A 13,027-nucleotide genomic window follows, 5' to 3' on the forward strand; every position below is an offset into this window, starting at 1 on the left:
TCGCCCTTGAACTGACCCCAGTCGCCGGTCAGCTTGAGGAGCGCAGCGACCTGCTCGGTCGGCTGAGCGCCGACGCCGAGCCAGTACTGTGCACGCTCGGAGTCGACCTCGATGAACGAGGGCTCTTCGGTGGGGTGATACTTACCGATCTCTTCGATGACACGACCATCGCGCTTGGTGCGCGAGTCGGCAACGACGATGCGGTAGTAGGGAGCGCGCATCTTACCGAGACGCTTCAGACGGATCTTGACAGCCACAATTCTCCTGTAGGAATTTCTTTTTGGGGCGAGTTGCTAGCCGTGAGCGTGGGGGCACACTCGGCTCGAAAGCTCTGATGAAGTCGCACTGACACCTGATTAGAGGGTCGGGTGCCGCGGACTCGACCTCTCATTGTTGCAGACCGGCAACGTTCTGGCGAATCTTTGCCGAGGCCGTGTCGCCCTGGTGGCGCGACTCCTGCACGACGGCTCGGACCCGCCGCCAAATCGCGCTAGGGAGAGATCAGTCGAGATGCGGCCAGACCCTCCGACGTCGCACGCACGGCATCGACAGCGCGCGCATCGAGAGCGCCCCCGATCACGGTGTAAGCGATGCCCGCGGCGTCGAGCGCCACGGCGAGGTCGCCGCGCGACTCCTGACCGGCGCAGACGATGACCGTTTCGGCGGGGATGCTGACGAGAACCCCGCCGTCGGCCTCGACTTCGAGGGCGCCGGGCCGGATCCTTCGGTACTGGGCATCCGAGACGAAGTGGACACCCGCCTGCCGCAGCCGACCGACCGCGACCCAGCGCGAGGTGGGGCCGATACCCCTGCCGAAGCGCTCAGAGCGCGAGACGATCGAAACGGAGGATCCTGGGCGGGTCGGGTGCGGGCGCGTCGCGTCGTGACGGTGAGGGGAAGCGGATCCGCGCACGCCGTCGGCCGGCAATCCGTTCTCGCGGACGAACGATTCCGCGCGGATTGACTCCTGACCTGACTCGACCAAGAAGGCCGCGGTGTCGATGGCGATGCCACCCGAGCCGATCAGAGCGACCGTTCCTGCCGGCACCCCCTCGCGAAGCGCACGCTCGTACGAGAGGACGTGCGGGAGGTCGATTCCGGGCAGATCGAGCACACGAGGACGCACGCCCGTGGCGACGACGACGTGGTCGAACGCGACGAGATCGGAGGCGTCGACCCGGCGACCGGTCTCGATCCGAGCGCCGAGCTGGTCGAGTTCGGCGCGCCACGAACGCACGGGGCCCGCGTAGTCCTCCTTGCCGGGAATCGACGCGGCCAGATCGAACTGACCACCAAGACCCGCGCGCTCTTCGAAGACCACGACGTCGTTTCCGCGTCGGGCGAGATCCACCGCGGAGGCGAGACCCGCGGGCCCTGCTCCGACCACGGCGACCCATCGACGTAACTGAGACGGAACACGCGGAAACTCTAGCTCTCGCGCGGCACGGGGATTCACGAGGCACGACACGGCCTCTCCGAACAGGGAGCGATCGATGCACGCCTGGTTGCAGCCGATGCAGGTCGTCACCAGATCGAAGCGTCGGTCGGCGCTCTTCTGCACGATGTCGGGGTCAGCCAGGAAAGGCCGCGCGAGGGCGACCGCATCGACGACGCCGCGAACGAGGACGTCCTCGGCATCACGGAGGTCGGTCAGCCGGTTGCTCGCGATGACGGCCACCTCGGGCCGACCGGACGACCGGACCACCGCGGCGAGTCGTTCGGCGTACGGAACCCAGACGCCATGGGGCACCGCCGCCTGAACCGTCGGAACGCGGGACTCGTGCCAGCCGACCCCGACGCTGACCGCATCGACACCGGCCTCGACGACTTCGAGCACCAGCGCGTCGACGTCGGACGGGGTCGACGAACCGGGCATGAGGTCGTCGCCCGAGACGCGGATGCTCACCGGGAACTCCGGCCCCACGGCGTCTCGCACCGCGCGGACGACCTCGACGGCAAACCGTCGACGACGTGTGGCATCGCCACCCCACTCGTCGTCGCGCAGATTCGTGATCGGCGAGCAGAACTGATTGATGAGATAGCCCTCGGACGCCATGATCTCGACGGCATCGAAGCCGAGACGTTGCGCTGTGCGCGCGGCGTCGGCGAACGACGAGATGGTGCGCAGGATCCCACGCTCGTCGAGCGCAACCGGCACGGCCCCGCGGGCGCCTCGCCAGGCGACAGCCGACGGAGCGACGGCCTGCGCGGGCGCTCCCCCCTCGTCGACGAGGCCATCGGTGAGAGCGTACCGACCGGCGTGGAACAGCTGTGCCGAGATCGCTCCCCCGGCCTCGTGCACGGCCTGCGCCGCGCGAGCGAACCGCGCATCGGCTGCGGACTCGCCGAGGACGGCGTAGTCGGCCCCGCCACGGGCCTCCGAGTTCACGGCGAGACCACCCGTGATGATGAGCGCTGCCCCGCCCTCGACGCGCTCACGGTAGAACGCCGCCAGAGCGGCTCCGCCGTCGTCGCGCACCTCGAGCCCCGTGTGCATGCTTCCCATGACGACGCGGTGCGGCAGGCGGAGGGAGCCCAGCGACCACGGCGTCATCGTGACGCCGAGGCGCTCCGACTCAGGAGACGTCGGCAGCACCGGAGCCATCGCCGTCGACGGTCGACCGGAGCACGGCCTCGCGCAGCGGGCTCGTGGTGTCGGCCCAGAACGGCGGCGCGACGACGGTCAGTCCCCCGTCGACCGAGAGGGTCTGACCGGTGATGTAGCCGGCCTTCTCGGAGAGGAGGAAGTCGACGGCGTCGGCGACCTCGTCGGCCGTGCCCTTGCGCTGCAACGGGATCTTCTCGAGCACCGTCTCGATCGGTGCCATGCCCGGCACCGAGTTGTAGAAGTAGTCGAGCGAGTCGGTGTCGATGAGCCCACCATTGACGGCGTTGACCGTGATGCCCCGGGGCCCGAACTCGGTGGCCATGAACTTGACGTAGGCCTCGTTGGCGGCCTTGGCGGCGCCGAGCGAGGCGTAGGTCGGGAACGCGCGGAGCGAGCCGTAGCTCGTGATCGCCACGATGCGTCCGCCGTCGGGCATGATCGCGGCCGCCGCCTGGGCACCGAGCACGAACGACCGGATGTTCGTCGCGTAGTTGCGGTCGAGGTGGTGCAGCTTGAGCTCGGCGACCGGCTTGAACGCCGAGGCCGCCGCGCTGGCGATGAACATGTCGAGCTTGCCGTACTTCTCGGTCACAGTCGCGAAGAGCGCCTCGATCGACTCGGGCTGCTCGACGTCGAGCTGCACCGTGATGCCGTCGGCCCCGAGGGCTCGGATCTCGCGCAGGGTCTCGTCGGCGAGGTCGGCGTTCTTCTTGTAGGTGACGACGACATCGACGCCGCGCGCCGCCAGCTTGAGCGCGAGCACCTTGCCGATGCCTCGGGATGCACCCGTGATCAGAGCGAGCGGTCGGGTGGATGTTTCGGGAGCCAAGGAGGGCCTTTCAGGAGAGAGGGGAGGTAGGGAGGTCAGTACGAGACCGCGCCGGTGACGACGGCCCGACCGACGATCAGCTTCTGGATCTCGTTCGTGCCCTCTTCGAAGCGCTGCGCCCGAGCATCGCGGTAGACACGCTCGATCGTGTTGCGCTTCCAGTAGCCCTGCCCGCCGTGGACCTGCAGGGCTTTGTCGGTGACGCGCGCGAGCATGTCGACGGCGATCATCTTCGAGGCACTGGAGAGTGCGCCGGCATCGGCGCGGCCCTCCTCGTACGCTTTCGCTGCCTCGATGACGAGAGCTCGAGCTGCGGCGATGTCGGCGTAGTTCTCGGCCAGGTAGAACTGGATCGCCTGGCGGCTGGAGAGCTTCTTGCCGAAGGTCTCGCGCCGGTTGGCGTATTCGACGGCGAGCTGCTGAGCCCGCTCGGCGAGCCCGACGGCGCTCATGGCGACCGAGACGCGGCTCGGCAGGAGGAAGCCGCCGAGCGCGACCTCGAGGCCGTCGCCCTGCTCCCCCAGGAGAGCCGATGCCGCAACGGGCGTCTCGGTGAACCGCAGGATCGCATGGTCGGTGCCGCGCACCCCCATCGTCTCGGAGTCATCGATGACCTCCGCGCCCGGAAGCCCCGTGTTGGGCATCAAGAACGCAACGAAGCCGTTCTTATCGGTCGAGCCTTCGATTCGCGCCGCGATGAGCCAGTAGTCGCACTTCACGCCGAAGGTGATGAGGTGCTTCTCGCCGTTGAGGTACCAGGTGTCGCCCTCGAGGCGTGCCGTGGTGCGGAGGTCTTGGCCGGTACCCGCCGTCGCCTCGGTGAGCGTGAAGGCGACGAGCTTCGTTCCGGCGATCGACGGTTTGACGACCTCCTCGATCTGCTCCGGCGTCGCGAACGGCACCATGGCACGCCAGGTGCCGTTGATCACGTGCACGAGCATTCGAATCGACGCGTGCGAGCGCGACACGATCTCCATGAGCTCGAGGTAGCGCGAGAACGGGATGCCTCGGCCGCCGAGCTCGACCGGCGCCGCGAGACTCAGGTAGCCGCGGTCGCGCAGTTCGGGCAGCAGACGGTCGGGCACCGCGCCCGTGGCCTCGATCTCGTTGGCGATGTCTTCGCCGGGGCCTTCGACCCACGCGGTGATATCGGCCTTGATGGCCTGGAATTCGGCCTCGTCGAACGAGACGGGGGCTGGAGCGGTGAGGGTCATGACTGTGTCTCCTGGACTGCGGTGTGGGAGGTTCGGGCTTCGTCGGCGACCAGGGCGGCGGCCCGCTCGCGAAGCACGTTCTTCTGGACTTTACCGACGACGTTGCGCGGTATCTCGTCGAGGAACTCCAGCCGCTCGGGCCAGTAGTACTTCGAGACGCCGGCTTCGGCGAGGTAGTGCTGCATTGCGGCGAAATCGAGCTGCTCGCCGTTCTTGGCAGCCACGACGAACGCGCACGCTCGTTCTCCGAGACGAGGATCCGGCATGGCCACGATCGCCGCATCGCTCACGAGCGGGTGCTGGTAAAGCAGGTTCTCGATCTCGACGACCGGGATCTTCTCGCCGCCGCGGTTGATGACGTCTTTGATCCGCCCGGTGATGTGCAGGAACCCGTGGTCGTCGAGGCTCGCCAGGTCGCCCGTGCGATACCAGCCGTCGGCGGTGAAGACGTCGTCGGTGAGGTCGGGACGGTCGAGGTACCCGCCGAACATCGTGGGCGAGAGGAGCTCGAAGTTGCCCTCCTGACCGGCGGGCACCTCGGATCCTTCGTCGTCGACGATGCGGAGTCGGATGCCGGGCAGGGCGCGCCCGTCGGCACCCCAGGCGTCTTCGGCCGCGTCGGAAGGCGTCGAGAGTGCGCCGAGGCAGGTCTCGGAGGTGCCGAACGCGCCGAGCACGCTCGTCTGGAGCACGGAGGTCGCCTTCTGCGCGAGGGCCCGCGGGACGGCGGCCCCTGTGGCCACGAAGATGCGGAGACTCTCGGGCGGGTTGGCGCCCTGTTCGACCGCCTCGACCAGGTCGGTGAGGAAGGGCGTGGCGCACTGGACGAAGGAGGCTCTCGCCTGGCCGAAAGCCTGCTCGAGAGCGACTCCGGAATCCCATACGGGCTGGATGACGCTTGCCACTCCGAGCCGCCACGACAGCAGCATGCCATAGAGGAAGCCGGTCTGATGCGCCAGCGGAGACGGGATGTAGATGCGGTCAGAGTCGCCGAGCCCGAGGTGGGCCACCTCCATCGCGGTGGCGAGGCCCAGGGTGCGGTGCGGGTGCTGCACACCCTTCGGTTCACCCGTCGTGCCCGAGGTGAAGAGCAGCTGGCAGACGTCGTCCGGTCGAGGCGAGAGCGAGGTGATGAGCTCGACGTCCGGGGTCACCGCCGCGAGAGCCCGGTCGTAGTAGCGCCAGTTCCATTCGGACGCCTCCACGGCCTTGGCCGCATCGGCGGGAATCGGTGCCACGTCGCTTCGGCCGGGTTCTTCGCCGCGGCTCTCGCTGCGGATCACGACGACGTGCTCGACCGAGAGTCGTCGCTTCTGCGCGTGGGCCTCGTCGATGACGTCCAGAAGCTCGAGGGCGGGACGACGGCGGCGGAAGACGTTGGGGAGGAAGACGACCCGGGCACGAGATCGCGCGAGCGTCATGGTGGTCTCGCGCGGACCGAACACCGGCATGATCGGCGTGGCCACGGCCCCGATCTGAACGGTGCCGAGCGTGATCGCGACGAACTCCATCCAGTTCGGCAGCTGCATCGCCACCGACTCCCCTCGCTGCACCCCGAGCTCGAGGAGCAGCTGCGAGACGCGGTCGGCCTCGTCTTGAAGCTGACGCCAGGTCGTGGTGACGGGTTCGATCCCGCCCACCTCGATCACGGCCGCGTCGTCGGGGTGGCTCGCCGCCATCTGGCGAACCTTTTCGCTGAGCACGAGCGGATCGGCGTCGACCCCCTGCAACTCGAGCGGGGCCTGCTGCAGCGCGGCGCCCTCGGTGAGGGTGTCGCGCTCGACCTCGACGTTCTCGGCGCTCTCAAGAGCCTTGGGATCGCCCATGTCGAGGTCGAGGCCAATCGACGTCATCGCCTCGAGGAACGTCGGGTACGAGATGCGGTAGGCGCGCGGATAGGTCAGAGACGTGGCACCTCGGGCACGCGTGCCAGCGATGGCCAGCGACATGAGAACGCGGTGGTCGTTGAACGACGAGAGAGGCGCCCCCGTGAGGCCGCGTGTGCCTCCCGTCACGCGGAGTTCGTCGTGGGTCTGGTCGGCCTTGCCGCCGAGAGTGTTGAGCTGGAGCATGGCCGAGACCCGGTCGCTCTCTTTGAGGCGGATGTGCCCGACGTTGCGGAAAGTCGACGTGCCCGCGGCGAAGGTCGCCATCGTCGCGAGGATCGGCAGCAGGTCGGGGATCGGCTGACAGTCGATGTCGATGGCCGTAAGCGGGGAGCCGTCGCTCTGGATCCGGACGAAGCCGGTCTCGTCGTCGATCGAGAGATCGACGCCCATCTGAGTCGCCAGGTCGAGGAACTCCGATTCGGGGTGGTCGGTCTCCGCGGTTGTCTTCGCCGAGAGACCGCGGAACAGGACGTCGGAGGGATGGATCGCGGCCGCCGCGATACCGAAGGCGGCCGAACCGATGTCGGGCGGAATCACGTAGTCGTGCGGGGTCGCCGTCTGGTTCCCGCGGACCCGGAAGGTCAGCCAGTCATCGTCGTGCTCGACCTCGAGGCCCCACAGGCGCATCATGCGGATGGTCAGGTCGACGTAGGGCTGTTCGTTGAGGGTGCCGCCGGTCACGTGGATGACAGTGTCGTTCTCGGCGAAGGGGGCGACGAGAAGCAGGCCGGACAGCCACTGGCTGAGCGTGCCCGCAATCGAGACCTCGCCCCCGATGGGCCGGACCGGCTGCACATGGACCGGCGGTCGATCCTGATCGGCCTCGAGCTGGACGCCCATCTGCTCGAGGGAGTCAAGCAGAGCCCGGATAGGCCGCCTGCGGAAGTACTTCATTCCCGTCAGCGTCATCGGCTGGTCGGCGAGAGAAGCGAGGCCGACCATGAAGTAGAGCGTCGTTCCCGACGAGCCCATGTTGAGTAGACCCTCGGCGCCTTTCGAACCGTGGTCGACCACGTCGGTCGCCCGGTAGGGCCCGCCCTCGACAATGTAGCGGTCGCCGTCGACCGTGATCTTCGTTCCGAGGGCCCGGAGCGTACCGATCGTCCACTCCACCTGACGAGTGGTCGAGACCCCCGTGATGACGCTTCGACCCGGAGCCAACGACGCCAGCACGAGCGCCCGGTGCGCGTGATATTTCGAGACCGGCACATCGAGAACGCCCTCGAGGCGGGTAGTTGTTCCACGAACGACAAGCTGCATTTGTCTGTTCTCCTCCTGCTACGACGGGACCCATCTACGTCATTGGAGTGCGAACCTCGGAATGCGGCGGTCCCGCCACAACACGTTACGCCTGTTGACGCCCTCCATTGCACGTTCCAGGGGCCGGGGCTGGCAGGATTAACGCATGAGAGCACCGCAGCCCATTCCGTTCGCGTCGTCGGAGCGGTCGACGCTCGGTCTCGAATGGGAGTTGGCTCTCGTCGATCGGGCGAGCGGCGAACTTGCGCCACACGCACCCGCGATCCTCCCGGCTCTGCGTCACCTGAACGACGACGGCGATCGCGTGACCAAGGAGCTCCTGACGAACACGGTCGAGATCGTGACCGGGGTGCACCACCGGGTCGACCAGGCGATCGCCGACCTCACCGGCACGATCGACCTCGTGCGCGCCGAAGCGGAGATCCTGAACGCCGACCTCATGTGCGCCGGAACGCATCCGTTCAGCCAGTGGTTCCAGCAAGACGTCACCCCCGGCTCCGAACGCTACGAGACGCTGATCGACCGGACCCGCTGGTGGGGCCGCCAGATGATGATCTGGGGCGTCCACGCTCACGTCGGCATCGAGGATCACCGCAAGGTGCTCCCGATCCTCAACGCACTGCTCACCTACCTCCCCCACTTCCAGGTGCTCAGCGCATCGAGCCCGTTCTGGGTCGGCGAGTCGACGGGATACGCCTCCAACCGGGCGATGATGTTCCAGCAACTGCCCACCGCGGGGCTGCCGCCCCAGTTCGACTCGTACGCCGAGTACGAGGCGATGGTCGCCGACATGACCCACACCGGCGTGATCGACGACTTCTCCGAGCTGCGGTGGGACGTCCGCCCCTCACCGAAGTGGGGCACCCTCGAGGTGCGCGTCTTCGATGGCATCTCGAGCGTCGCCGAAGTCGCGGGTGTCGCGGCTCTCGTACAGTGCCTCGTCGACGACCTCTCCGAGCGCCTCGACCACGGCCAGGAACTCCCCCGCATGCAGCCCTGGTTCGTTCGCGAGAACAAGTGGCGCGCCGCCCGCTACGGCATGGACGCCATCGTGATCCAGAACTCCGAGGGAGACGAGCGCCTCGTCACCGACGACACGATCGACCTGCTGGCCCGGCTCGAGCCGGCAGCCGAGCGTCTCGGCTGCCAGGCCGAGCTGCAGTCGGTGCGGACCATCATCGAGGGAGGGGCCTCGTATCAGCGCCAGCTGGCAGTGGCCGCCCGCAACGAGGGCTCGCTGAGAGCCGTCGTCGCCTCGCTCGTCGCCGAACTTCGCGACGGGGTGACGACGACCCGGTAGACGCGCTCGAAACGGCGAGCCCGCCCGGCCTAGCGGCCGAGGAACTTCTGCAGGCTCGCGAGCTCTTCTTCGGTCGGAGCCGCCTGGCCCTTGCGGCCACCGAGACCGAAGCCGCCACCGGTGGGTGCCGCGGGCGCAGCCTTCTCACCACTGGCGATCCGGGCGTTCTCTGCCGCGCGCTTCGCCGGGTTGCCCGCCTTGGATCCTTTTTTCTTGGCGACCTGTTTGCGACCGCCGCCGAATCCGGCACCGGGGATCGGCCCCATTCCCGGCACCTGAGGCACGCCGCCCTTCGCCACGGTCTTCATCATCTTCGCGGCCTGCTCGAAGCGATTGACGAGCTGGTTGACCTCGGTGACGGTCGAACCGGCACCCTTGGCGATGCGGAGGCGACGCGACCCGTTGAGGAGCTTGGAGTTGGCTCGCTCGGCCTTCGTCATCGACTGGATGATCGCCTCGGTGCGGACGATCTCGCTCTCGTCGAAGTTGTCGAGCTGCTCGCGCATGCCCTTCGCCCCGGGAAGCATGCTGAGCATGCCCTTGATGGAGCCCATGTTGCGGAGCTGCTGCATCTGCTTGAGGAAGTCGTCGAGCGTGAAGCTGTCGGTGGCGAACTTCTCGGCCATCTCGCGCGCTTCGGCCTCGTCGAAGGCACCCTGCGCCTGCTCGATGAGGGTGAGGATGTCACCGAGGTCGAGGATCCGAGACGCCATGCGGTCAGGATGGAACGGCTCGAACTCGTCGAGCCCCTCACCCGTCGAAGCGAACATGATCGGGCGGCCCGTCACGTGCGCGACGCTCAGGGCTGCACCACCGCGGGCATCACCGTCAAGCTTCGTGAGCACCACGCCGGTGAAGTCGACGCCCTCTTGGAAGGCTTTGGCCGTGGCGACGGCGTCTTGACCGATCATCGCGTCGATGACGAAGAGCACCTCGTCGGGATCGACGGCCTTGCGAATGTTTGCAGCCTGCTTCATCATGTCGGCGTCGACGCCGAGGCGGCCGGCCGTGTCGACGATGACGGTGTCGTAGAGCTTGTCGGCGGCGAACTTCACGCCGTTCTTAGCGACCTTGACCGGGTCGCCGACACCGTTGCCGGGCTCGGGCGCGAACACCGGCACGCCGGCCTGCTCGCCGACGACCTGCAGCTGCGTCACGGCGTTGGGGCGCTGGAGGTCGGAGGCTACGAGGAGGGGCGTGTGGCCCTCTTTCTTCAGCCACTTGGCGAGCTTGCCCGCGAGTGTCGTCTTACCGGCACCCTGGAGCCCCGCGAGCATGATGACGGTCGGCGGACGCTTCGCGAACTCGAGGCGACGCTGCTCGCCACCGAGGATGCCGACGAGCTCTTCGTTGACGATCTGGACGACCTGCTGAGCTGGGTTCAGCGCCTTGTTGACCTCGTCGCCGAGAGCGCGTTCGCGGATCGCCGCGGTGAACGACTTGACGACGTCGAGTGCGACGTCGGCGTCGAGCAGGGCACGCCGGATCTCGCGGACGGTGCCGTCGACGTCGGCCGGGCTGAGTTTGCCCTTGCCGCGGAGGTTTTTGAGGGTTTCCGCGAGGCGGTCAGAGAGGGATCCGAAGGTTGCCATGGTGCTCCGATCTTAACGCACTCGTGCCCGCGCCGAATTCGAAGGAGATTCGTGCAGGCGTCCCCGGCCGATCCGCATGTCGTCGTCGGACCGAGAGGGTTTCTCCTTCACATTCGGAGGCGGGACCGCACGAGCTTGCAGCGCCGGACGGCCGGAGCTTGTCGAAGGCCCGGCGCCGCGGGCGCCGATCAACCAATAAGGTTCTGCACGAACACGTGCGGGGTGAATCCCGTCAGGTCGCCGATCTTCTCCCCCTGCCCGACGAGCTTGATCGGAATTCCGGTCTGCTCCTGCACGGCGAGCACGAACCCGCCTCGGGCCGATCCGTCTAGTTTGGTCAGCACGAGGCCGGTGACTCCCGCGTGCTCGATGAATGCCTGCGCCTGCGCGAGGCCGTTCTGCCCGGTGGTCGCGTCGAGCACCAGGAGCACCTCGGCGATCTCGGACTGCTTCTCAACGACGCGCTTGATCTTGCCGAGTTCGTCCATCAGCCCGGACTTGGTCTGGAGGCGACCGGCGGTGTCGATGATGACGATCTCGATGCCTTCGCGTTTGGCGAGGTCGACGGTCTGAAAGGCGACGGACGCAGGATCCTGCCCCTGTGCCTGGGGCTTCACGATCTGCACCCCTGCGCGTTCTGCCCAGGTCGCCAGCTGCTCGACCGCTGCCGCTCGGAAGGTGTCGGCCGCGCCCACCACGACTGTGCGGTCGTAGTTGCGGAGGAACTTGGCGAACTTGCCGATGGTCGTGGTCTTGCCGACTCCGTTGACGCCGACGACGAGTACGACGGCCGGGCGATTCGTGAGCTTGAGGGTGGAGTCGAGCTTGGAGAGGCGCTCTTCGAGGGTCTCACGGAGCATGCGGCGGAGATCGGCCGGGTCGGTCGTGTTGTAGCGCGCGACCTTCTCGCGCAGGTCTTCGGTGATCTGCTCGGTGACGTCGGGCCCGAAGTCGGCACCGATGAGGGAGGTCTCGAGGTCGTCCCAGGTGGTGTCGTCGATCGTCTTGCGGGCGAAAACGCCTCGGAGGGCACCGGAGAGGGACCAGGGATTTGCCATGCCTGCAACTTTAGCCGGGAGGCTTGCCTCGGTAATCGCCGTCACGTAGCGTGGTCTTCGTTGAAGGGGAGTATTCCCAACGCGGCGGTGTCGTCAATACGTTCCAGGAAGATCTGGTTCCGTACCGTCGGCCCTGATCCAGGTCGTTACAGTCCTGGCCAGGGTGTTAGAGACCTTCGGTGAATCGCCCTGCCTGAACGACCCGTAGAACGGCGTGCAGGGCCCTGCACTGAAAGAGTCCAATGGAAACCTCTCTTCTCGTCTGGCTGATCACGATCGCCGGCATCCTCGGCCTTCTGATCTTCGACTTCTACAGCCACGTCAAGACGCCGCACGAACCGACCATCCGCGAGTCGGCCACCTGGTCGATCGTCTATATCGCGATCGCCCTCCTGTTCGGTGTCGGCGTCGGTGTCTTCGGTGGATGGACCTCCGGCGGCGAGTACTTCGCCGGGTACATCACCGAGAAGGCGTTGAGCGTCGACAACCTCTTCGTCTTCCTCATCATCATGACGAGCTTCGCCGTGCCGCGGATCTACCAGCAGAAAGTGCTGCTCGTCGGTATCGGAATCGCGCTTCTGTCGCGTGGTGTGTTCATCGCTCTCGGTGTCACGATCATCGAGAACTTCTCCTGGGTCTTCTACCTGTTCGGCATCCTGCTGTTCTGGCTGGCGTACAGCCAGGTCAAGGGCGGACACGATGGCGAAGAGAAGGACGAGGCTGATAGCCGCCTCATCCGGATCCTTCGCCGCATCGTCCCGACCAGCGACGACTACGTCGAAGACCGCCTGACCACCCGTATCAACGGCCGTCGCCTGTTCACCCCGCTCTTCCTGGTGATGCTGGCCATTGGTCTGACCGACGTGCTGTTCGCGCTCGACTCGATCCCGGCGATCTTCGGCCTGACACAAGACCCCTACATCGTGTTCACCGCGAACGCGTTCTCGCTCCTCGGACTGCGTCAGCTGTACTTCCTGATCTCGGGCCTGCTCGAGAAGCTCGTCTACCTCGCGCAGGGCCTCGCCGTGATCCTCGCGTTCATCGGTGTGAAGCTCCTGTTCCACGCCCTGCACGTGAACGAAGTACCCTTTATCAATGGCGGTCGTCCGATCGAATGGATCCCCGAGATCCCCATCTGGTTCTCTCTCGGGTTCATCGTGCTCACGATCGCGGTCTCGACGATCCTCAGCCTTCGCAAGTCGGCCCAGATCGAGCGAGCCGACGAGGTCGCAGCGAAGCAGTAGTTTCTCGGCCTCGGTAGCCGAAATCCACCGACG

At 66.8% G+C, this 13,027-nt stretch carries 9 protein-coding genes; 2 read left to right on the plus strand and 7 right to left on the minus strand.

All coding sequences use genetic code 11. From position 1 onward, the window contains the following. From rpsP to aroA, 5 genes are all read right to left on the minus strand, one after another. A partial coding sequence (gene rpsP, locus ITJ49_RS11870; protein ID WP_194605574.1) for a 30S ribosomal protein S16 occupies positions 1-257 on the minus strand: 257 nt, incomplete at its 3' end. 233 nt (positions 258-490) lie between these two features. Beyond that, the gene (locus tag ITJ49_RS11875; protein ID WP_228514431.1) at positions 491-2,605 is read right to left on the minus strand and encodes an FAD-dependent oxidoreductase; all 2,115 of its coding nucleotides are present in this window, start codon (positions 2,603-2,605) and stop codon (positions 491-493) included. Beyond that, positions 2,577-3,437, minus strand: coding sequence for an SDR family oxidoreductase (locus ITJ49_RS11880; protein ID WP_194605576.1), 861 nt, complete (start codon positions 3,435-3,437; stop codon positions 2,577-2,579). The genes ITJ49_RS11875 and ITJ49_RS11880 overlap by 29 nt, the downstream gene beginning before the upstream one ends. A 35-nt stretch (positions 3,438-3,472) precedes the next feature. Further along, entirely contained in the window at positions 3,473-4,651 is a 1,179-nt protein-coding gene (locus ITJ49_RS11885; RefSeq protein WP_123944625.1) for an acyl-CoA dehydrogenase family protein, read from the minus strand. Next, complete coding sequence (aroA, locus tag ITJ49_RS11890; protein WP_194605578.1) at positions 4,648-7,800, minus strand: 3-phosphoshikimate 1-carboxyvinyltransferase; 3,153 nt, start codon at positions 7,798-7,800, stop codon at positions 4,648-4,650. Before aroA ends, ITJ49_RS11885 begins: the two co-directional genes overlap by 4 nt. Before the next feature lie 145 nt (positions 7,801-7,945). Between aroA and ITJ49_RS11895 the strand changes: the two genes are divergently transcribed. After that, entirely contained in the window at positions 7,946-9,100 is a 1,155-nt protein-coding gene (locus tag ITJ49_RS11895) for a glutamate--cysteine ligase (RefSeq protein WP_194605580.1), read from the plus strand. Between the two features lie 29 nt (positions 9,101-9,129). On the opposite strand, the gene ffh is transcribed toward ITJ49_RS11895, so the two are convergent. Beyond that, positions 9,130-10,692, minus strand: a complete 1,563-nt coding sequence (ffh, locus tag ITJ49_RS11900) for a signal recognition particle protein (protein ID WP_194605582.1) — start codon at positions 10,690-10,692, stop codon at positions 9,130-9,132. A gap of 188 nt (positions 10,693-10,880) precedes the next feature. Further along, complete coding sequence (ftsY, locus tag ITJ49_RS11905; protein WP_055958824.1) at positions 10,881-11,750, minus strand: signal recognition particle-docking protein FtsY; 870 nt, start codon at positions 11,748-11,750, stop codon at positions 10,881-10,883. 242 nt (positions 11,751-11,992) lie between these two features. On the opposite strand from ftsY, the gene ITJ49_RS11910 reads away from it, so the two are divergent. Further along, entirely contained in the window at positions 11,993-12,994 is a 1,002-nt protein-coding gene (locus tag ITJ49_RS11910; RefSeq protein ID WP_194605584.1) for a TerC family protein, read from the plus strand. Positions 12,995-13,027: the final 33 nt, after the last annotated feature.

Origin of the sequence: Frondihabitans sp. VKM Ac-2883, from assembly GCF_015350875.1 — a bacterium.
Classification (GTDB): Bacteria; Actinomycetota; Actinomycetes; order Actinomycetales; family Microbacteriaceae; genus Frondihabitans.